21 protein-coding genes and 1 pseudogene are annotated in these 19,314 nt (G+C 62.9%); 11 read left to right on the forward strand and 11 right to left on the reverse strand.

Going from position 1 to position 19,314, the window contains the following annotated elements; all coding sequences use genetic code 11:
- Positions 1-87: 87 nt before the first annotated feature.
- The 6 genes from ACO59D_RS01635 to ACO59D_RS01660 form a co-directional block, all read right to left on the reverse strand.
- Positions 88-921 carry an aldo/keto reductase gene (locus ACO59D_RS01635; RefSeq protein WP_485125491.1) on the reverse strand — a complete coding sequence of 278 codons (834 nt, stop codon included), beginning with the start codon at positions 919-921 and terminating at the stop codon, positions 88-90.
- Positions 922-983: 62 nt separating this feature from the next.
- Positions 984-1,844, reverse strand: coding sequence for an aldo/keto reductase (locus tag ACO59D_RS01640; protein WP_485125492.1), 861 nt, complete (start codon positions 1,842-1,844; stop codon positions 984-986).
- A gap of 46 nt (positions 1,845-1,890) precedes the next feature.
- Positions 1,891-2,559, reverse strand: a complete 669-nt coding sequence (locus tag ACO59D_RS01645; protein WP_485125493.1) for a flavodoxin — start codon at positions 2,557-2,559, stop codon at positions 1,891-1,893.
- Complete coding sequence (locus ACO59D_RS01650) at positions 2,556-3,272, reverse strand: hypothetical protein (RefSeq protein WP_485125494.1); 717 nt, start codon at positions 3,270-3,272, stop codon at positions 2,556-2,558. The genes ACO59D_RS01645 and ACO59D_RS01650 overlap by 4 nt, the downstream gene beginning before the upstream one ends.
- Positions 3,265-4,017, reverse strand: a complete 753-nt coding sequence (locus ACO59D_RS01655; RefSeq protein WP_485125495.1) for a carboxymuconolactone decarboxylase family protein — start codon at positions 4,015-4,017, stop codon at positions 3,265-3,267. Before ACO59D_RS01655 ends, ACO59D_RS01650 begins: the two co-directional genes overlap by 8 nt.
- Position 4,018: 1 nt before the next feature.
- Positions 4,019-4,528 carry a flavodoxin gene (locus ACO59D_RS01660; protein WP_485125496.1) on the reverse strand — a complete coding sequence of 170 codons (510 nt, stop codon included), beginning with the start codon at positions 4,526-4,528 and terminating at the stop codon, positions 4,019-4,021.
- Positions 4,529-4,891: 363 nt separating this feature from the next.
- On the opposite strand from ACO59D_RS01660, the gene ACO59D_RS01665 reads away from it, so the two are divergent.
- The 3 genes and pseudogenes from ACO59D_RS01665 (at position 4,892) to ACO59D_RS01675 (ending at position 7,131) form a co-directional block, all read left to right on the forward strand.
- Positions 4,892-6,178, forward strand: a complete 1,287-nt coding sequence (locus ACO59D_RS01665) for an RNA-binding domain-containing protein (protein ID WP_485125560.1) — start codon at positions 4,892-4,894, stop codon at positions 6,176-6,178.
- A 118-nt stretch (positions 6,179-6,296) separates the two neighbouring features.
- Positions 6,297-6,368: pseudogene (locus ACO59D_RS01670) on the forward strand (LysR family transcriptional regulator); the annotation flags it as partial.
- Between the two features lie 100 nt (positions 6,369-6,468).
- Positions 6,469-7,131 carry a LysR family transcriptional regulator substrate-binding protein gene (locus ACO59D_RS01675; protein WP_485125561.1) on the forward strand — a complete coding sequence of 221 codons (663 nt, stop codon included), beginning with the start codon at positions 6,469-6,471 and terminating at the stop codon, positions 7,129-7,131.
- On the opposite strand, the gene ACO59D_RS01680 is transcribed toward ACO59D_RS01675, so the two are convergent.
- The 5 genes from ACO59D_RS01680 to ACO59D_RS01700 all read right to left on the reverse strand — a co-directional run bounded on the left by ACO59D_RS01680 (position 7,132) and on the right by ACO59D_RS01700 (position 10,700).
- On the reverse strand, positions 7,132-8,262 hold the full coding sequence (locus ACO59D_RS01680) for an AAA family ATPase (RefSeq protein ID WP_130811146.1): 1,131 nt from the start codon (positions 8,260-8,262) through the stop codon (positions 7,132-7,134).
- 109 nt (positions 8,263-8,371) lie between these two features.
- Complete coding sequence (locus ACO59D_RS01685; protein WP_485125497.1) at positions 8,372-8,704, reverse strand: type II toxin-antitoxin system RelE/ParE family toxin; 333 nt, start codon at positions 8,702-8,704, stop codon at positions 8,372-8,374.
- On the reverse strand, positions 8,688-8,951 hold the full coding sequence (locus ACO59D_RS01690) for a type II toxin-antitoxin system Phd/YefM family antitoxin (RefSeq protein ID WP_485125498.1): 264 nt from the start codon (positions 8,949-8,951) through the stop codon (positions 8,688-8,690). Before ACO59D_RS01690 ends, ACO59D_RS01685 begins: the two co-directional genes overlap by 17 nt.
- Before the next feature lie 119 nt (positions 8,952-9,070).
- Positions 9,071-9,952 (reverse strand): SIR2 family NAD-dependent protein deacylase, encoded by an 882-nt coding sequence (locus ACO59D_RS01695; protein ID WP_485125499.1) that lies wholly within the window; start codon positions 9,950-9,952, stop codon positions 9,071-9,073.
- Positions 9,894-10,700 carry a protein-ADP-ribose hydrolase gene (locus ACO59D_RS01700; protein WP_485125500.1) on the reverse strand — a complete coding sequence of 269 codons (807 nt, stop codon included), beginning with the start codon at positions 10,698-10,700 and terminating at the stop codon, positions 9,894-9,896. The genes ACO59D_RS01695 and ACO59D_RS01700 overlap by 59 nt, the downstream gene beginning before the upstream one ends.
- A 129-nt stretch (positions 10,701-10,829) precedes the next feature.
- Here ACO59D_RS01700 and ACO59D_RS01705 point away from each other — a divergent pair, with 129 nt between their 5' ends.
- The 8 genes from ACO59D_RS01705 (at position 10,830) to ACO59D_RS01740 (ending at position 19,113) form a co-directional block, all read left to right on the forward strand.
- Positions 10,830-11,441 carry a 4Fe-4S binding protein gene (locus tag ACO59D_RS01705; protein ID WP_485125501.1) on the forward strand — a complete coding sequence of 204 codons (612 nt, stop codon included), beginning with the start codon at positions 10,830-10,832 and terminating at the stop codon, positions 11,439-11,441.
- Positions 11,442-12,983 carry an ABC transporter permease/substrate-binding protein gene (locus tag ACO59D_RS01710; protein WP_485125502.1) on the forward strand — a complete coding sequence of 514 codons (1,542 nt, stop codon included), beginning with the start codon at positions 11,442-11,444 and terminating at the stop codon, positions 12,981-12,983. It begins immediately after the preceding gene.
- Positions 12,983-13,813 carry an ABC transporter ATP-binding protein gene (locus ACO59D_RS01715; RefSeq protein ID WP_485125503.1) on the forward strand — a complete coding sequence of 277 codons (831 nt, stop codon included), beginning with the start codon at positions 12,983-12,985 and terminating at the stop codon, positions 13,811-13,813. Before ACO59D_RS01710 ends, ACO59D_RS01715 begins: the two co-directional genes overlap by 1 nt.
- 20 nt (positions 13,814-13,833) lie before the next feature.
- Positions 13,834-14,814: a zinc-binding dehydrogenase gene (locus tag ACO59D_RS01720; RefSeq protein ID WP_485125504.1), complete on the forward strand. Its 981-nt coding sequence runs from the start codon at positions 13,834-13,836 to the stop codon at positions 14,812-14,814.
- Between the two features lie 8 nt (positions 14,815-14,822).
- On the forward strand, positions 14,823-15,299 hold the full coding sequence (locus tag ACO59D_RS01725) for an Rrf2 family transcriptional regulator (RefSeq protein ID WP_485125505.1): 477 nt from the start codon (positions 14,823-14,825) through the stop codon (positions 15,297-15,299).
- 80 nt (positions 15,300-15,379) lie between these two features.
- Positions 15,380-15,847, forward strand: coding sequence for a MarR family winged helix-turn-helix transcriptional regulator (locus ACO59D_RS01730; protein WP_485125506.1), 468 nt, complete (start codon positions 15,380-15,382; stop codon positions 15,845-15,847).
- A gap of 76 nt (positions 15,848-15,923) precedes the next feature.
- Positions 15,924-17,336: an ABC transporter ATP-binding protein gene (locus tag ACO59D_RS01735; protein ID WP_485125507.1), complete on the forward strand. Its 1,413-nt coding sequence runs from the start codon at positions 15,924-15,926 to the stop codon at positions 17,334-17,336.
- On the forward strand, positions 17,329-19,113 hold the full coding sequence (locus ACO59D_RS01740) for an ABC transporter ATP-binding protein (RefSeq protein WP_485125508.1): 1,785 nt from the start codon (positions 17,329-17,331) through the stop codon (positions 19,111-19,113). Before ACO59D_RS01735 ends, ACO59D_RS01740 begins: the two co-directional genes overlap by 8 nt.
- Positions 19,114-19,314: the final 201 nt, after the last annotated feature.

Consider the following 19,314-nt stretch of genomic DNA (forward strand, 5'->3'; position numbering starts at 1 on the left):
CTGACGAGGAGGAAGCTCTGATTGCGCTCGCTGCGGCACTCCGCGATTGAGCCGTCTTGGATGAGACAAAGGGACTGTCCCTTTGTCTCATGCCTGCTGGGAGTAGTCGTTGGGACCCCAGACCCATGCGGGAGCCTCGTCGGGAACACGATAGTACGGCTTCTGGGGAATCCGGTTGATTGCCGCCATCTCTTCATCGGTGAGCTCGAAGTCGAATATGTTCGCATTGTCGGCCATGTGCTGTGGGTTGAGCGTCTTGGGAAACACGATGTTGCCCTCCTGCATGTGCCAGCGCAGGATGACCTGCGCCACGGACTTGCCGTACCTCTCGGCAATGCCCTCGAACACGGGGAGGCTCAGCAGCTTCTTGTCGCCGTGTCCCAGGGGATACCAGCCCTCCCACACGAAGTGCTCATCGGCAAAGACCGACTTGAGCTGGTGCTGGTTCGAGCGTGGGTTGATCTCCACCTGGATAACGGCAGGCTTGATCGTGGCCTCGAGGAGAATCTCCTTGACCTTGCGATCGTTGAAGTTGGAGAGGCCGATGGAGCGGACCTTGCCCTCCTTGACGGCCTCCTCCATGGCACGCCAGCCGTCAACGTACTCGCCGTAGGGCTGGTGGAAGAGCAGCAGGTCCAGGTAGTCGAGGCCCAGGCGCCCAAGCGTTGCGTCTATTGCGGCCTTGCACTTCTTGTACGGGTAGTCCTGGGGGAAGAGCTTGGAGGTCACAAAGAGGTCCCCTCGCTTGGCACCGGAAGCCTTGATGGCCTTGCCCACAGCCACCTCGTTGTAGTAGGCGTTCGCCGTGTCGATGTGAGTGTAGCCGGCGGCGATGGCCTCAGGCAGGTGTGCCTCCACCTCGGCAGAGGACATCTGGAAGGTTCCGTAGCCAAGCTGGGGAATCTTGTTTCCGTCATTCATGGTCAGGTATTGCATGGTACTCTCCGTCTCTCGTGGTTATCGTCGCTGATGCCTTGCCGTCACTATGCCTGCTTGGGCGCATTCTCGAACCACTTCATGAGACCGGCAATCACCTTGGGGTTGCGGTGGTCGAAGATGATGGACCTATTGTCATCCATCGCAGCGATCTGCCTGCGGTCCTCGTCGGAAAGCCGGAAGTCGAACACGTCGATGTTCTGTGCCATACGCTCCTTGTGCGTGGACTTGGGGATGACAATGACACCCAGGTCCATGAGGTAGCGAAGCGCCACCTGACCAACGCCATGACCGTACTTCTGGCCGATCGCCGTGAGGGTGGGATCCCTGAAGAACCCGTTGGCACCCTCGGCAAAGGGGCCCCAGGCCTCATGTGCAACGCCGAGCTCCTGCATAACCTCGTGGTTCTCGCGCTGCTGCCAGTAGACGTGCGTCTCGATCTGGTTGACCATGGGCTTGACCTTCGCAAAGGTGCAGATGTCCAGGATCCGGTTAACATCGAAGTTGCTGACGCCGATGGCGCGAACCTTGCCCTGCTTGTAGGCCTTTTCGAGGTCGCGATAGGCACCGTAGTAGTCACCATAGGCCTGGTGCAGGAGCATCAGATCGAGGTGGTCTGTCCCCAGCTTCCTGAGAGAGGCATCTATCGAGCGCATGGCGTTGCCGTCACCGTAGTTGGACACCCACACCTTGCTCGTGATGAAGAGCTCGTCACGCGAGACGCCCGACCTTGCGATTGCGGTACCAACGCCCTCCTCGTTGCCATATGCCTGCGCCGTGTCAATGAGGCGATAGCCACAGTCGATGGCATCCGCCACGCATGCCTCGGTCTGTGCGTTGTCAATCTGGAAGACCCCATAGCCCAGCATGGGCATCTGGACTCCGTTGGAAAGTGTCGTGTACTCCATAGCGCTTCTCCCCTTGCCTTTCTCCTGGCATCTGACATGTTGCGCGCTACAGGCCGAGCCCGCTCACCCAGTTGTCCACCTCGTCGTCGCCTGCGTTCTCCCCAAAGCGCTGGCCGTCCTGCCAGTCGCCAGTCCCCGCAACCGCGGCAAGATTCTTCGCGGAGCTGCCCACACCCGAGGAGATCGAGGTACAGAACGGAATCACCGTCTTGCTCGCAAAGTCGTTGTCGCTCGCGAAGCGTCTGATTGGCCACGCGTAGTCATACCACCAGATGGGGTACCCCGCGAAGACCACGTCGTACTCGGACCAGTCATCCGGCATCGTCGCTTTGAGCGCAATGTCGCGCAGGCTCTCGTCCTGGTACTCCTTCGAGACGCGGCTGTCATCGTCGTTGTAGTCGAGGTCGTCGTCGCTGTATGCCTGCTCAGGAACGACCTCGAACGTGTCGCCGTCCATGTCCTTGGCGATGCGTTCCGCGACCCGCTTGGTGTGCCCCTGCGCGGAGAAGTACGCCACCAGGACCTTGTGGGAGTCTCCGTGCCCCTCTGCCCCGTGGCTGGATCCGGAGTCGTCAGCCGCGGACTGTGAGGAGCCGGAACCGCCGCCCGTCTGGGTGGAACCGCCGCTTGCGCACGCCGAGAGGCCCAGCCCGGCAACAAGCGCGAGCGTGCCCGTGACAAAATCCCTGCGGGTGATGCCAATCTGGTTCTTCATGCCTCTCTCCGATCCTCTCGAGCAGCGCCGCCACCCGAACGGGCGCCGCGACCTGACAACACGCGAGCCAACGCACCAGCAAACACAAGGGGAAGGCCCGCCAGCAGCACCTCGAGCACCCCGTACGCGACGGGCGCGTCAACGGCGACGCCCGCAAACCCGTACGCAAACGCAAGGTGCACGGGGAATCCCATGACCACAAAGTCGTATGACCCCAGGGCGAGAAGAACGGCGCATCCCACAAGCGCGGTCGCTCGCGCCAGGGGCCACGCCCCTCTCCACCAGGCCTGCACGCCGCGCCCGCAATGCGTTCCCACGTGGAGCTGGGCCAGCACGTACATCCAACACGCGAGCCCCGCGTGGACGGAGCGCGACCGCCACAGGCCCAGGGGGCTTGGCAGGCGCAGGGGCAGCGCCGTCGTGAGCGGCCCGACTGTGAGCAGCAGCGCCACACAGACAACCACAAGCAATACGATGGGGACGACGACCACGGCCCTCAGAGGCGTCCACCGTCCCCTGCCAAGCGTCTTCCACCAGGTGCGGTTGAGGAGGTTGTGCGCGACGGCAAGCGCAAAGAAGCCGATGCCCAACCACTCGTGGACGGCGCTTCCCGTGAGCGAGCGCGCCACGAGGAGTACCAGATCCAGAAGCATGGCCACGTCGACCATGACCTTGAGGCCGCGGCGCAGCCCCCTCCGCACGGCTCTAGCCAAGCTGCTCGTACGCCTGGGCGTCAACGGGCTCCAGCCACTCGGCGCTGGCGCCCTCGGCAGGCACGGCCAACGCGATGTGCTGGAACCAGGAATCCGCCGCGGCACCATGCCAGTGCTTGACCTCGGGCTGGATGCTCACGACGTCACCGGGCCTAAGCTCCTGCGCGGGCTTACCCCACTCCTGGTACCAACCGCGGCCGGCGATGCAGACGAGCACCTGGCCGCCCTTGTGGTGGATGTGCCAGTTGTTGCGGCAGCCCGGCTCGAAGGTGACGTTGGTGGCACCCAGCTGCGGGTCACCCAGCGGGGCCACCCAGCTGTTGCCCACAAAGTACTGGGCGTAGGCGTCATTGGGCACGCCCTTGGGGAACTCTTTGGAAAGGCCAGACGGTTCGGCAATGCGCACGCCCTTCTCGCCCGCAGGCTCCTCGTCGTCCGTCCAGACCTCCTTGGCGAGGCGGAAGGCCGCCCAGCCCTTGGGCCAGCCGCTGTACATGGTGGCATGCGTGATGATGGCCGCCGCCTCTTCGCGCGTGACGCCGTTTTTGCGCGCGTTCTCCATATGGTGGCGCAGCGAGCTGTCGGCGATGCCCTGCGAGATGAGCGCTGTCATGGTGACGATGCACTTGGTCTTGGTCGAGATGGCCTCCTGGTCCCACACCTCGCCAAAGAGCACGTCGTCGTTGAGGTGGGCGAACATGGGGGCAAACTCTCCGAGCACGTCCCTGCCTGCGGTCTGCTTCATCTTAGTTCCTCTCCTTTGCCAAGGTGGCCACGCGGCCAGCCCAGTCCGTAACCTTGCGAGGGTCCGTCGCCATGCGCGAGCCGCCGTCGGAGGCAAACGTGACCTCCAAGGGCTCTGCCACCTGAGCGCCTTCTGCCAGCTCGCTGACATCATCCAGCGTGGTGCCCGCCCATCCGGCACAGGTCGAGAAGGGCACGACGACCTTGCCGCGCCAGTCCCGCGCGTGCAGGAGCGTACGGACGGCAGGTGCCATAGTGTACCACCAGGTGGGCGTGCCCACCGCAATCACGTCATAGTCGGCCGAGTCGTGCGCCAGGGGCTCAAGCTCGGGCTCGAAGCCCGCCTCCACCTCGCGCTTTGCCTGGTTCACCGTACCGTCGTAGTCCTTGGGATAGGGATCGACGGTCTCGATGCGCTCGACGTCGGCGTCACAGGCGTCGGCCAGCTCCTGCGGCACGCACTCCGTGTTACCGTTCGACCAGCTGTAGTACAGAACCAGAACCCGTCCCATGGGCACCTCCATCACGCCCGCAGTATCCTTTGCCGCGGCTCCTCGCCTACAACGGTAGTGTCTACGTCGCGCAATGTGAAATGCCTATGTACGCGAGTTTGGAATGCATGTCCTACATGCCAGACACGAGATATCTCGCTCGATATCCAAGCGAGAATGGTCAGGGGCTGGCGACGCTCAAGCTTTGACACATTGTTTTGAGAAGTATTTCAGGAAAATGCTGCTATAGTTTCCTAAAATGTTTCGCGAAAGGGGATCCGATGGATGAGAAGACCCTAATCGAGAGAATCAGTTCCGGTGAGTTAGCAACGTGCGAATTGAAGCGTTGCGGAGGAAGGCCGGAAAAACGACACGTTCGAGACAATCTGCTCCTTCGCGAACCATATGGGAGGCAACATCTATCTGGGTGTTGCCGACGATGGAGAAGTGCTCGGCATACCCGAGGCAAGCACCCTTTCCGTTCAGCGCAACATTGCCAATGTCGTATGTAATCCCAAGCTTTTCTCGCCTATCGTAACGGTCGAGACCGAAGCCGTAAGGTGCCAGGGAAAGGCCGTCGTCCGAGTGTGGGTTCCCATGAGCCCCGACGTCCACAGCTATAAGGGCACCGTCTACGACCGGGTGGCCGATGCCGATGTGGCAATACGCGGGGGAGGTCAACTAACCCAGCTCTACCTGCGAAAAAGCGGAGTGGGCTCCGAACGTCGGGTGTATCCCTATCTTTCCATAGAAGACTTGGACCCCACACTCATCGCCCAGGCTCGCAACATGGCAATCCTTCGTCGGCCAGGACATCCTTGGGGAGAGCTCTCGGACTCAGAGCTCCTACGGAGTGCCGGACTCTGGCAACGCAACTACGCGACCGGCGAGAAGGGGCTCACATTGGCCGCAGGCCTCCTCTTTGGTCCCGATGACGTTATTCGCTCCATCGCGCCCTCCTATCGAACTGACGCGCTGCTGCGCGTAGAGAACACCGATCGCTATGATGACAGGCTGTCTACTTCCACTAATCTGATTGACGCGTACAAGCAACTCATGACCTTTTGCGAGCAATACCTTCCCGACCCGTTCCATCTGGAAGGGGGTGTTCGAGTAAGCGTTCGGAGCATCGTATGCCGGGAGCTGGTCTCGAACATGCTCATCCACCGTGAGTACTCCAGCCCAACCGCCGCCCAGCTTGAGATCAGTCGAGACGGCATAAGAACTCGCAACGCAAGCCGGACCTTCTTCCAAGGTCGGATACGACTGGACGACTTCAGCCCCGTCTCCAAGAATCCTCTTATTGCGTCCGTCTTCGCACAGGTCGGCCTTGCCGAGGAGCTTGGCAGCGGGACGAGAAATCTCTACAGATACTCGAAGCCGTTCCTTGGCGGAGACCCCTTACTTGAGGACGGCGACGTGTTTCGCGCCTGGATACCTAGAGACCCGCACAATCGACCCGCAGGGGAGACCAACACGAGGATTGGCGTGAACGACATCATCATGGAACTCGTTGCAAACGATGCCGAGACGACCGTACGCGACGTGGCGGAGCGGGCAGGCGTTACGCCGAGAACAGCCAGTTCGCATCTGAACGCCCTTGCCAATGAGGGCAGGCTCGAGGCAACCGGCTCGACGAGGGACCGCCGTTACCGCAAGGCTCGTAAGTAACATTAGCCACTCTCGTCGAAGCCTGCAGAGCCGCTTTGCCCGTCACCAATCGTTGTGAGGCGCAACCATGGAGCTACGAACCCTGAAGTACTTCCTCGACGTCGCGCGGGAGCAGAACATGACCGAGGCCGCCAACGTCCTGCACGTGACGCAGCCCACGCTGTCGCGCCAGATGACAGACCTCGAGCGCGAGCTGGGCTGCACCCTCTTCATGCGCACAAACCGTGCGACTATGCTGACTGCGAACGGGATGCGCCTGCGCCAGCGCGCCGAGGAGATCCTGCAGCTTGGTGCAGCAGACCGAGGACGAGATGGGCACCAAGCGGGAGGTCGCGGGCCTCGTCCGCATCGGCGCGGGCGAGACCCAAGCCATGCGCGTGCGGACCGACGCCTTTGCCGAACTGCGCCGCAACCACCCCCGCGTGACCTGCCAGCTCTACACCGGCAACGCCGACGCCGTGGAGGAGCGCCTGGAGCGCGACCTCGTGGACTTCGCGCTGATGATCGAGCCCGTGGACGTGCGGAAGTACGACCACCTGGAGTTGCCCGCGCGCGACACCGTGGGCGTCATCGTGGGAACGCGAAGCCCCTGGACAAGGTTGGACGTCGTGACGCCGCAGACCCTGGTGCAGATGCCGCTGCTCGTGAACTCGCGCACAACGCACCGGTCCTTCGACCTCGCGGCGTGGTCGGGTGGCCTCGTGACGTCCGGACGCCTGAACGTGGTAGGCACCTTCGGCCTCATAGGCAACGCGTCACTTCTGGTCGAGACCGGCGGCGTGTGCGCCCTGGGCATCAACCACCTGCTGGGGCTGCAGACGAGCGCGCTGCGCTTCTTGCCGCTGGAGCCGCAGCTCACCACTGGGTCCGTCGTTGCGTGGAAGCGGCACAGGATCTTCTCGCCCGCGTGCGAGGCGTTTCTGGAACAGCTGCGGGCCACGCTCGAGCAGTGATTACGCCCCGTAACGAGCAAGGATGTCAGCACGGTGCTGCAGCAGGTACTCGCGCATGAACGGGATGGAAAACGCGACGAATCCCGGCGCGGTACTCTCAATGATCTGCCGCTCGATCAGAATCCTACGATACGTGTTGGCGCTTGATGCCGGCATGCCCATACGTTGGGCAATCTCGGACGTAGACGATGCTCCTTCGTCCTCGGTCATGGCCAGCAGGTAGTCCACGGAGGGCTTCGTCAGCCCAGATATGGCTGTCTCCAGAACCGAAGAACCAAACTCTTGGAGCGCAACCTCCGAGCCACGTTTGGCATCCGCCAGCGTGATGGTGACGGAGTCTTGCGCATGTCGACGTCCTTCTCGCCAGACATAGTAGCCAACAAGCTGAATCAGATACGCATAGCCATGCGACTGCGCGGCTGCGTAGGACAGCGCGCCGTCGCCAATTCGCAGGCCCGACACCTCGATTGTCTTTCTGAGCGCCTGGGCGACCTCATCCGTCGGGATGCTGGCGAGCTCCTCCGCCTTTGCACGACGCAGGAACGTGATCCCCTCGCCGTTCAGGAGGTCGAGTGCCCCCGTAGTGATGCCCGCAAACAGCAGGCCGATGTCCTGCTGCTCGCGAATCATGTACTGAACGCTCGTGGCTATGGTGGCCATCTCGTCGTGAGAGGCATCCTGCACCTCATCCACGGTTATCAGCAAGCCCGAGCCGTGATTTGTGAGCGAGCGCGTCGCACGGGACAGCACTTCCCGGAACAACAGCTCCTCGGCTGCCCCGCCCAAATGCGCCTCAGCCGAAACGATGGGCAGCGAGATCTTTATGTCGAGTGACCTAATGCGTGCGTCATGGGCAAGCTGCTCCTGAATCGAGGCACAGAGCGGCTCCCTACCCGAGACGTTCACCACCGTCCAACCACGGTCGTTGGCAATGTCACCCAGCTGGGTGAGAAGAACGGTCTTTCCCGATCCGCGCGGTCCCGTGATTCGCATCAGGCGGCCAGGTGCACCTGGGCCCTCGTCCAAGCCATCCATGAAATCATCGATCACGACCTCGCGGCCGATGAGCACCGGAGGCGTCATGCCCGCCGTGGGCTTGAACGGATTGACAAGTCTTTGCTGGCTCGGCATGACTCCTCCTCTATACTCGACAGTAGAAATTATAGAGGATGTAGAAATTTTAGAAAAAATAGAAATTGTAGAAACTCTTGGAGCTTCAGACAAGACTATTTCCGGAGCCTCAAAGTGACATCCTGGTGAGGTCCCTGCTGCCGAGGAGGAAGCGGCGAACCTCCATCGCGTTGCCTTCGACTACGTAAAACACCATATAGTTCCCGATTGGGAGCCAGTAATAGGCCTGCCTCCCGTCCGACCGACGATACACGGTTCCGAAGGCAGGTCGCTTGGCATGCTCCAAAATCGCCCGTTCAGTCTGGTCCAACAGGTTCTCCGCAGCTGCTGGGTTTTTCAATTGGGTCGCGATGTACGTAACAGCCGAGTTGAGGTCATCCCAGAAAAGGGGCAGGTATCTCAGCTCGTAGCTCTTGTCGACCCCGTCAGGCGCGCTTGGCATTAAGCCCCTCCCGAATCGAGCCGAAGACCTCCTCATGCGTATAGTGCAGCGACGTCATCGAAGCCTGCACATCGGCCTCGTCGAGAGCAGCATCGACCGATCCGTTGATCCGGTCAAACTGGTCGATTGACATGACCACCATCGAACCATAGCCATTCTTCGTGAGAAAGACGGGACCATGCTCCTCGACGTCCTTCTCGACGTCTGAGTAATGATTGCGCAGGTCAGAGATGGGACGGATGTTCATGAGCACCTCCTGGCGTATCGTTATCTTATCGATATTTTATCATCTTCGTCCCACTAACAAGGGTATGGCGAGACAAACGGCGGTTCTACCCCAGGAATGGCTAGACATACCCGGGGTTTCTACCCCAGCCGCTCGCGAACGGCTGCTAGCGCCTCGGCGGCGTCGCAGTCCAGGACGACGCTCCTTTCGCCCAGCTCGGCGGGGACGAGCGTCTCCCCTTTGTTGAGCTGCACGTAGGTGGCATGGCGGTTCCTCGCTGTGAACTGCCAGAACGGGTACTTGATGATGCCCGGCGTGTTGCCGCCCACGCCCAGCTCCAGGTAGACCAGGCGGTCGCGGCGGTGTCTGTGTAGGAACGCGTCGTAGCGCCGGGCAGCGGCGTGCCAGCCCTCGTCCTCCACGAAGGCGTCGTCGCTGCGCAGGTTGGGAACCATGGGCTCGCCGCAACGCGGGCAGCGCGGCACCAGCTCCGTAGGCACGCGCAGGTCGCGCTGCCGCTCCACCATCTGGCGGACGATGTCCTCGTTGTCGTAGGTGGCTTGGTGGCAGGGCTTGGAGCACTGCAGCAGGCCGTAGTCGCCCTGCGTGTAGAACAGACGGTCGCGCTCGATTCCCGCGCGCTGGAACTGGTGGTCCACGTTGGTGGTCAGCACAAAGTAGTCGCGGCCGTGCAGCATCTCCACCAAGGCCTGGTAGGGCTGACCCACGGGACAGGCGTAGCGGTTGAGCCAGATCATACGGCTCCACCAGGCCCAGTAGGTCTCCTGGTCCGGGAAGGGGTAGAAGCCGCCCGCGTACATGTCCGTTATGCCATATGCGGCGCGGAAGTCCGCGAAGTTGTCGTCGAAGCGCTTCCCTGCGTACGAGAAGCCCGCCGCAGCCGAGAGGCCTGCACCGGCACCCACCAGCACGGCGTCGGCATCGCGCACCGCATCCGTAATCCTATCCACGCACTCCGAGAAGCTCCCGGTAGATGTCGTGGTCCACTGGCTTGAATACATCAAATATCACCCTCATCTGGCTGTCGGTCTGTCTCTTCCAGTCGCGCACCGCGGCTACGGCCACCTGCGCCGCATCGCGGTTGGGATAGCCGAACTCCCCCGTCGATATGCAGCAGAACGCCACGCTGGCAAGCCCCCGCTCGCGCGCCAGCTCCAGGCAGGACGTGTAGCAGCTGGCCAAGAGCTCACGGTCCCGCCGCGACGGACGCACGCTTCCCACGATGGGCCCCACCGTATGCAGCACGTGCGCCGCCGGCAGGTTGTAGCCAGGCGTGATGCGCGCGACGCCGGTGGGCTCCTCGTGGCCTTGCGCCGCCATCTGGCGCGCGCACGCCAGTCGCAGCTGGATGCCTGCGTAGGTGTGGATGGCATTGTCGATGCAGCGGTGGTTGGGCACGAAGCAGCCCAGCATCTGGCTGTTGGCCGCGTTGACGATGCCGTCCGCCGCAAGCCGGGTAATGTCGCCGCGCCACACGGCGATGCCCTCGGGCGAAAAGGACACGTCGTTCTCGCCCACGGCCCCGCCGCACTCGACCAGGCGTTCCCGTAGGTACGCGTCCTGCACACGCAGCAGCTCGGGATCGGCCGGCTCGGGCGGGCGCACGTTCACGAGGGCCCGCAGCAGCAGGCGCTGGCCCTCCTCGTCTGCAGGTATCTCGGGAACGTCTGCACCCCAGCTGCGCCTCTCGTTGCAGAACGCACGGATGAGCCAAAGCCTCCGCTCGTCCCGTGTCATGTCCTTCTTCATCGGATTCCTCCGTTCGCATTCACCTGTCGCCGTGCTTGTTGTGGCAATACTACCAAACGTGTCAAATTCTTCTTGACACGTTTCATGTCACAACATATATTACATGTAAGCCAAGGGAGAGGAACCATAATGGATGCACAGGACTGCCTACAGACGCTTCGCGAGATCAGGGACATCTCGTTCGCAACGGTAGACGCAGAGGGCCACCCACAGATCCGCATCATCGACGTGATGCTCGTGGGCAAGGGTGCGCTTTACTTCTGCACCTCGCGCGGCAAGGACTTCCATGCGCAGTTGATGCGCGAGGCGCATGTGGCCATCGTGGGCATGACGCGCGACTACAAGATGGTGCGCCTGGCGGGCAAGGCGCACTTCGTCACCGACGACCCGCACGCCTGGATCGACCGCATCTTTGACCAGAACCCGTCGATGAACGACGTGTATCCCGGCCAGTCGCGCTACGTCCTGGACCCCTTCGTGATCGACAACGGCTGCATTGAGATCTTCGACCTGGGGGTCTCCCCCATCTATCGTCAGACCTTCTCGCTGGGAGGCGTGCCCGTGCACGTGCAGGGCTTCCAGATTACCGACGCCTGCATCGGCTGCGGCACGTGCGCACGCAACTGCCCGCAGCAGTGCATCACCCCGGGCAAGCCCTTCGTCATAGCCCAGGAGCACTGCCTGCATTGCGGACTGTGCTTCGAGAACTGCCCCGTCAAGGCCATAGTAAGGAGAGGATAGATGCTGCAACAGATGTGGGACCTGCTCGTCCAACGCTGGGACTTCTTCTCGGGCCTGCTCTTGGAGCACGTGGAGATATGCCTGGTTGCCATCCTTATCGCCATCGTGTTTGGCGGCATCGCCGGCATCCTCATCAGCGAGTACCAGAAAGCGGCCAAACCCACGTTGGCTGTCGTGAACTTCCTGTACACCATCCCGTCCATCAGCATGCTGGGCTTTCTCATCCCCTTCAGCGGCGTGGGTGACGCGACGGCCATCATCGCGCTTACCGTCTACGCGCTGCTGCCCATGGTGCGCTCCACCTACACGGGCATGACCAACGTGGACCCCGCCATCATGGAGGCCGCCAAGGGCATGGGCGGCACGCGCATGCAGACGCTCGTGCGCGTGCAGCTGCCGCTGGCCCTGCCCGTTATCATGAGCGGCATCCGCAACATGGTCACCATGACCATCGCGCTTGGCGGCATCGCGTCGTTCATCGGTGCGGGCGGCCTGGGCGTGGCCATCTACCGAGGCATCACCACCAACAACGCCGCCATGACCATGGCAGGCAGCCTTCTCATTGCCGTGCTTGCCCTGGTAGTAGATGCCATTCTCGGCTTTGCCGAGAAGCGCATGCAGATGCGCGGTGCCAAGGCGCGCCGCACCAACCGTAGGCTGGCCATCGGTGCCGCGGCGGCATGTGCAGCCGTGGCGTTGGGTGTAACCGTACCGGGGATGCTCGCCGGGGCCAGCGACACCATCCACGTGGCCACCAAGCCCATGACCGAGCAGTACGTGATGGGCGAAGCCCTCAAGATGCTCATCGAGCACGACACCAACCTTAAGGTGGAGCTCACCGAGGGCGTGGGTGGCGGTACCTCCAACATCGAGCCCGCCATGGAATCCGGCCAGTTCGACCTGTACCCGGAGTACACGGGCACCGGTTGGGCGATGGTCCTCAAGAACGAGGGCACCTACTCCGAGGACGAGTTCGACCAGCTGCAGGCAGGCTACCAGAACCTTGACATGAGCTGGGTGGGGATGTACGGCTTTGGCAACACATACGGCATAGCCGTGCGCAAGGACGTCGCCGAGAAGTACGACCTCAAGACCTACTCGGACCTGGCCCGCGTGGCAGACCAACTGACCTTAGGCGCTGAGGCAGACTTCTTCGAGCGGGATGACGGCTACGATGCCCTCTGCAACACCTATGGCATGAGCTTTGGCAGCACCATGCAGATGGACATCGGCCTCAAGTACGACGCGCTGGCCCAAGGCAGCGTCGATGCCATCGTGATCTTTACCACCGACGGCAAGCTGAGCACCGCAGACGCCACAGTCCTCACCGACGACAAGGGCTTCTTCCCCTCCTACCAGTGCGGCAACGTCGTGCGCAACCAGGTATTGCAGCAGCACCCCGAACTGCGCGACGTGCTGGAGAAGCTCCAGGGCACCATCTCCGAGCAGGACATGGCACGCATGAACTATGAGGTGGAAGAGGAAGGCAGGGACCCCAAGACCGTGGCCGAGGAGTTTCTCAGCTCGAAGGGACTGATCTGATGAACACCACGACGACCAACGACGTCGCTATCGAGTATCGCGACATCTGCAAGTCCTATGGCGAGAAGGACGTGCTTGAGCACCTGGCTCTCAAGGTCCCCAGGGGCGAGTTCGTCACCATGATCGGCTCCTCCGGCAGCGGCAAGACCACGGCGCTCAAGATGGTGAACCGCCTGATGGAGCCCACTTCGGGAGACGTGCTGGTCAATGGGCGCGACGTCCGCGACGTGGACCCCATCCAGCTGCGCCGCAACATCGGCTACGCCATCCAGGGCAGCGTGCTGTTCCCCCACATGACGGTGGAGGACAACATCTCCTACGTGCCCAACCTGCTGAACAAGCGCGACCACGAGCGCACGCACAAGGCGGTGCGTAAGTGGATGGACATCGTGGGGCTCTCCGACGACCTGCTGGAGCGCTACCCGTCCGAGCTCTCGGGCGGCCAGCAGCAGCGCGTGGGCATCGCGCGCGCCCTGGCCGCGTCGCCGGACATCCTGCTGATGGACGAGCCGTTCGGCGCCGTGGACGAGATCACCCGCGCTCAGCTGCAGGCGGAAATCTCCCGCATTCACCACGAGACCGGCATCACCGTGATGTTCGTGACCCACGACATCGGCGAGGCGCTGCGCCTGGGTACCCGCGTGCTGGTGCTCGACGGCGGCAAGGTCCAGCAATACGGCGCGCCCGAGGAGATTCTGGCGAATCCCGCGACGGAGTTCGTCGAGCAGCTGGTCTCACGCCAGCGTCACACCTGCGACTTGCCGGACGACCAGCTGTGCGCCTGCGGTCACAGCGGCGCGGCGCGGGCTAGGGCGGCACTCGCAAGGTAACGATCAGAGGAGGTCTTTCGATGGCAACTTCCATTCCCGAATCTATGCGTGCCATCGTGGTACACGAGGCCGGCGGACCCGAGGTCCTGCGTCTAGAGCGGCGCCCCGTACCCGCATTGAGGCCGGGATGGTCGCGCGGGCGCGTACGTGCTCGCGGCCTCAACCACTCCGAGGTGTTCACGCGCCAGGGGCTCTCGCCCTCGGTACGCCTCCCGCGGGTCCTCGGAATCGAGTGCGTGGGCGAGGTCGCGGCAACGACCGACCCCTCACGTCTGCCCGTGGGCCAGGAGGTGGTCTCCATCATGGGCGAGATGGGCCGCGCCTTCGATGGCAGCTATGCGGACTACGCACTTCTCCCCAACGAGCAAATCCATCCCATCGAGTCGAGCCTCCCTTGGGAAGCTCTCGCGGCCATCCCCGAGACCTGCTACACCGCCTACGGCTCCCTCCTCAACCTGCACCTGGAGGCAGGGCAGACGGTCCTCGTACGCGGCGCAACCAGTGGCGTTGGCATGGCGTTCGCGAAGCTGGCTCGCTCCATGGCTCCGGGGCTGCACCTTGTGGGCACCACCCGCAGCGAGGCGCGCACAGGCCTGCTGCTCAAGGGCGGATACGACGACACGGTGCTTGACCTGGACGGGACGCTGCAGGTGGAGGGTCGTCCCTACCAGCGTGTCCTGGAGCTTGTAGGACCGGCAACCCTTAGGGACACGTGCAGCCATGTGTCTGCGGGTGGCATCGTCTGCAGCACAGGCCAGCTGGGCGGCGTATGGTACATGGAGGACTTCGACCCCATCGTCGACCTGCCGAGCAACGGCTTTCTCACCAGCTTCTACTCGGGAAACGTGGATGAGGGACGGCTTGCCGGACTCGTCTCGTACGTGGAGGAGAAGGACGTGGACGTCGGACCCGCAGCGGTCTTTTCGCTTGGCCACATGGCAGACGCCCACCGCTTCCTGGAGGGCTCGAAGGGCTTTGGCAAGGTTGTTGTTACGGAATAGGTGAACGAATGCAGATAACCAGCAGGCTCACGATGGCGGCGCACATGGTGTGCGCCATAGACTACTTTGGTGACACGAGGCCCGTGACCAGCACCTTCCTCGCGGGAAGCATCGGCACGAGTCCCGTCATGGTGCGTACGATCATGGGCATGCTCAAGCAGGCGGGCATCATCAGCTCAAGCAAGGGCAAGACCGGCATCACACTGGCTAGGCCCCTGGATCAGATAACGCTCTTGGACCTGTGGCACGCCGTGGACCAAAGCGACGCGGACTCGCTCTTCCACTTCCACGAGAGCCCCTGCCCGCAGTGCCCTGTGGGCGGCAACATCCACGCCGCCCTGGACAGCAGGCTTGAGGCGGCGCAGCGCGCGCTCGAGGACCAGCTGCAGCGCGCCACCCTGGCAGACGTCGAGAAGGACATCCGCCTGCTCGCCGCCAGCCAGGCTTTGCCAGGCGGCCCCATGGGAGAGATGGTTGCGTTGTGAAGCTCATGTTTGCCTCGCCTGAAGTACCCATGTTTGGCAATACTATCTTCTAGTAAAAACTACTTCGTGTTGGAGGCATCTTGGACGAGAAGACCAGGCAGCAGCTGCGGCAGGAGGAGAACTCCCCCGCAGGCCGCGTGACGCGTGCGATGGGCCAGATCCAGAGCCGCAGCCTCTCGAACGCGCCGCAGGTGTCGCGCGGCGAGATTGGCGTGCTGGGCTTCCTGGAGTCGCACGGAGGCTCGGCGGCCCCGTCCGACCTTGCCGAGGCTCTCAACGTGACCACCTCACGCATCGCGAACACCTTGAAGGCGCTCCAGCGAAAGGGCTACGTCACACGCGACATAAACCCCGACGACCGACGCGGCGTCATCGTGACCATCACGCCTTTGGGAAGGTCCTTCGGCGAGGAGCGCTACCTCGAGGCCGTCCGGAACACCAGCCGGCTGATGGCCGTGCTCGACGCCTCCGAGCAGAAGGAGCTGACTCGCCTCGTCCAGAAGATCGCGCACGCCGTTACGGGCGAGAAGGACGATCCGTTCCGATAGGACGCTCTTCTCCCCCATTTAGCTTCTACTATTTGTTACTTCTACCACTAGCTACAAACGACGAGAAGGGGCGCTGATGCTCAAGACACTCCAATACCTTGACGGGAAGCAGCGCTGGCAGTGCCTCGTGGTCCTGGCCTTCGTGGTCGTGCAGGTGTGGCTGGACCTGACCCTGCCCGACTACATGGCCAACATCACCACGCTGGCCGAGACCGCCGGCTCCTCCCTGTACGCGATCCTGTGGCAGGGCCTCATGATGGTCCTCTGCGCGCTTAGCTCCATGGTGTCCACCGTGGCCGCGACCTACTACGGCAACAAGGTGGCCGCCGGGCTTGCCGCCACGCTGCGCCAGGAGGTGTTCGACCACGCGCTCGACCTCTCCAAAGCGGACGTGGACCAGATGGGCGCCGCCAGTCTGGTCAACCGCTGCACCAACGACATCACGCAGATCCAGACCCTGGTGTCCATGGGACTTTCCGCCATCATCAAGGCTCCCATCATGGTGGTGTGGGCCGTCGTCAAGATCATGGGCTACGGCTGGCAGTGGACCTGCGCCACCGTGGTGGCAGCAGTCACCCTGTGCATCGTGCTGGGCGTCACTATGTCCATCGCCGTGCCGCGCTACCAGCGCATCCAGGGCCTGACCGACAACATCAACCGCCTGACGCAGGAGCATCTGCAGGGCATCCGCCCCGTTCATGCCTACAACGCGGAGCGGTACGAGCAGGACCGCTTCTCGGTCGCGAACAGGGAGATCACCCGCACCAACACCGTGGCAAACCGCGCCACGGCGGTGATCAATCCCATCCTGACGCTGGAGTCCTCCGCGCTCACCCTGGCCATCTACTGGATAGGCGCCTATCTCATCCAGGGCCTGACCGACGGCTCGGGCCTCACGCTCTTCTCGCAGATGATTGTCTTTAGCAACTACGCCATCCAGATCATCATGAGCTTCATGCTGCTATCCATGGTGTTCATCCTCTATCCCAGGGCGCAGGTGTCGGCAGGCCGCGTGATGGAGGTCATCGAGCGCACGCCGCAGGTCCAGGATGGACCGGGCGTCGAAACCACGGACGAGAAGGGCACCGTGGAGTTCCGCAACGTCAGCTTTAGCTATCCGGATGACGGTGCCCGCGCCCTGGACGGCGTGAGCTTCCGCGCGGAGCCGGGCCAGACCGTGGCCTTCATCGGCGCCACCGGTTCGGGCAAGACGACGCTGGTGCAGCTGGTGGACAGGCTGTTCGATGCCACCTCCGGACAGGTGCTGGTAGACGGCCACGACGTGCGAGAGTACACGTCAACGCAGCTGCACCAGCGCATAGGCTACGTGCCTCAAACGACGACGCTCTTTGCCGGCACCGTCGCCAGCAACGTGTCGTACGGCAACGCGGGGCACGAGGTCACGCACGACGAGCTCATGCGGAGCTGCCCCACCTACCAAGAGATCGTCAGCTCGCAGCTTTCCAAGGAGGAGATTGCACATGCCTAAGCCAGGAGAGATGCCCGTGGGCACGGGCGAGAAGGTCGACCTCGGCTCAGCGCTCGGCAGGCTGGCCCGCTACGCCCACCGGTACGCGAAGGTGGTGTTGCTTGCCGTCGTGCTGGCGGTTGCCGGCGCCGTCCTGAACCTCATGGGACCGGGACGCCTGGGGCAAATCAGCGACCTCATAACCCAGGGCATCGGGGGCACCATCGACATCGCGACCATAGGCCGCATAGGAGCCACGCTCGCCCTTATCTACCTGCTGGGATTTGCCGCCAACTACGCCCAAGGCTGGATCATGGCGAACGTGACGCAGGACCTCACGCGCGGCATGCGTCGCGACATGACGGCAAAGATCGACCGCCTGCCCCTGCGCTACCTGGACTCCACCCCGCAGGGCGACACGCTGTCGCTCATGAGCAACGACGTGGACTCCGTGGGCCAGAGCCTCAACCAGTCCGTGTCGCAGCTGGTCATCGGAGTGGCGCAGTTGGTCGGTGCGGCAATCGTGATGTTTGCCACCAACTGGCAGATGGCCCTGGCGGGCATTGCCACGGCACTTCTCGGCATGTGGCTCTCCATGGGCATCATCAAGCGCTCGCAACCCTACTTTGCCCGCCAGCAGAGGGCGCTCGCCAGCGTTGACTCCCAGGTGGAGGAGGTCATGGGCGCCCTGGACGTGGTGAAGGTCATGAATGGTCAGCAAGGCGAGCGCCAGCGCTTCCGCCAGCGCAACACCACGCTGTACGACGCAGCCTGGAAGAGCGCCTTCCTCAGCGGCATGATGATGCCCCTCATGACCTTCATCGGCAACTTCGCCTACGTGGTGGTGTGCATCATGGGTGGCGCCTTGGCACTGGAGGGCACCATCAGCTTTGGCACCGTGGTGGCCTTCATGATCTACATCCGCCTGTTCACCCAGCCGCTGCAGACCATAGCCCAGGCGGCGACGTCGGTGCAGACCATGGCTGCAGCCTCTGACCGCGTGTTCGACTTCCTGGCACAGGACGAGGTCTCCGACGAGTCCGAGAAGACCGCACATATCAGGCGTGCCGCCGGCAACGTGGAGTTCGACCACGTGCGCTTTGGCTACGATTCCTCACGTGAGATCATCCACGACTTCAGCGCGGCCGCAAAGCCCGGCCAGAAGGTCGCCATCGTGGGCCCCACCGGTGCCGGCAAGACCACGCTGGTGAACCTCCTCATGAGGTTCTACGAGGTGGACGGGGGCTCTATACGCATCGACGGCACCAGCACGGCAGACCTCACCCGCGCCAACCTGCGCGACCAGTTCGCCATGGTGCTGCAGGACACCTGGTTCTTCCAGGGGACGCTGCGCGAGAACATCGCGTTCGACACGCCGGGCGTGACCGGCGCCCAGTTGGACGCCGCCTGTGACGCCTGCGGACTCACAGGCTACGTGCAGAGCCTGCCCCAGGGCTACGACACCATGCTGGAACCCGACTCCATCAGCGCCGGCCAGCGCCAGCTCATCACCATCGCACGCGCCATGGTAAAGGATGCGCCGCTGCTGATCCTCGACGAGGCCACCTCCAGCGTGGACACCCGCACCGAACTCAAGGTGCAGCAGGCCATGGACACCCTCATGCGCGGTCGCACGAGCTTCGTGATCGCGCACCGCCTCTCCACCATCCGCAACGCCGACCTCATCCTCTACATGGAGGACGGCGACGTGAAGGAGAAGGGCACGCACGACGAGCTGCTAACACGCGGTGGACGCTATGCCAAGCTCTACCTGAGCCAGTTCGACAGCGCGACATAACGAGCTTGCCAGCCAACGGTACGGGGAGCGCCCATGCAGTGAGCGCCCGTGTGGGAACCGCACAGACACCCTGCTCCACGAGATGGGCGTACTCCGATACGCCCGTGATCACCGCCATGAACTCTGGGGGTCGCACACGAGCATCGGCGTTGGGAATCAATTCCTCGCGCAGTCTCCCCAGGCTGGCGACCCCGCCACCGA

It is taken from the genome of Tractidigestivibacter sp., assembly GCF_057241865.1.

Bases quoted from the DNA above. Each gene is read 5' to 3' on its own strand.
- ACO59D_RS01635 (WP_485125491.1), bottom strand. From the start codon at position 921: ATGAATGACGGAAACAAGATTCCCCAGCTTGGCTACGGAACCTTCCAG.
- ACO59D_RS01640 (WP_485125492.1), bottom strand. From the start codon at position 1,844: ATGGAGTACACGACACTTTCCAACGGAGTCCAGATGCCCATGCTGGGC.
- ACO59D_RS01645 (WP_485125493.1), bottom strand. From the start codon at position 2,559: ATGAAGAACCAGATTGGCATCACCCGCAGGGATTTTGTCACGGGCACG.
- ACO59D_RS01655 (WP_485125495.1), bottom strand. From the start codon at position 4,017: ATGAAGCAGACCGCAGGCAGGGACGTGCTCGGAGAGTTTGCCCCCATG.
- ACO59D_RS01660 (WP_485125496.1), bottom strand. From the start codon at position 4,528: ATGGGACGGGTTCTGGTTCTGTACTACAGCTGGTCGAACGGTAACACG.
- ACO59D_RS01680 (WP_130811146.1), bottom strand. From the start codon at position 8,262: ATGCCGAGCCAGCAAAGACTTGTCAATCCGTTCAAGCCCACGGCGGGC.
- ACO59D_RS01685 (WP_485125497.1), bottom strand. From the start codon at position 8,704: ATGCCAAGCGCGCCTGACGGGGTCGACAAGAGCTACGAGCTGAGATAC.
- ACO59D_RS01690 (WP_485125498.1), bottom strand. From the start codon at position 8,951: ATGAACATCCGTCCCATCTCTGACCTGCGCAATCATTACTCAGACGTC.
- ACO59D_RS01695 (WP_485125499.1), bottom strand. From the start codon at position 9,952: ATGTATTCAAGCCAGTGGACCACGACATCTACCGGGAGCTTCTCGGAG.
- ACO59D_RS01700 (WP_485125500.1), bottom strand. From the start codon at position 10,700: ATGAAGAAGGACATGACACGGGACGAGCGGAGGCTTTGGCTCATCCGT.
- ACO59D_RS01705 (WP_485125501.1), top strand. From the start codon at position 10,830: ATGGATGCACAGGACTGCCTACAGACGCTTCGCGAGATCAGGGACATC.
- ACO59D_RS01710 (WP_485125502.1), top strand. From the start codon at position 11,442: ATGCTGCAACAGATGTGGGACCTGCTCGTCCAACGCTGGGACTTCTTC.
- ACO59D_RS01715 (WP_485125503.1), top strand. From the start codon at position 12,983: ATGAACACCACGACGACCAACGACGTCGCTATCGAGTATCGCGACATC.
- ACO59D_RS01720 (WP_485125504.1), top strand. From the start codon at position 13,834: ATGGCAACTTCCATTCCCGAATCTATGCGTGCCATCGTGGTACACGAG.
- ACO59D_RS01725 (WP_485125505.1), top strand. From the start codon at position 14,823: ATGCAGATAACCAGCAGGCTCACGATGGCGGCGCACATGGTGTGCGCC.
- ACO59D_RS01735 (WP_485125507.1), top strand. From the start codon at position 15,924: ATGCTCAAGACACTCCAATACCTTGACGGGAAGCAGCGCTGGCAGTGC.
- ACO59D_RS01740 (WP_485125508.1), top strand. From the start codon at position 17,329: ATGCCTAAGCCAGGAGAGATGCCCGTGGGCACGGGCGAGAAGGTCGAC.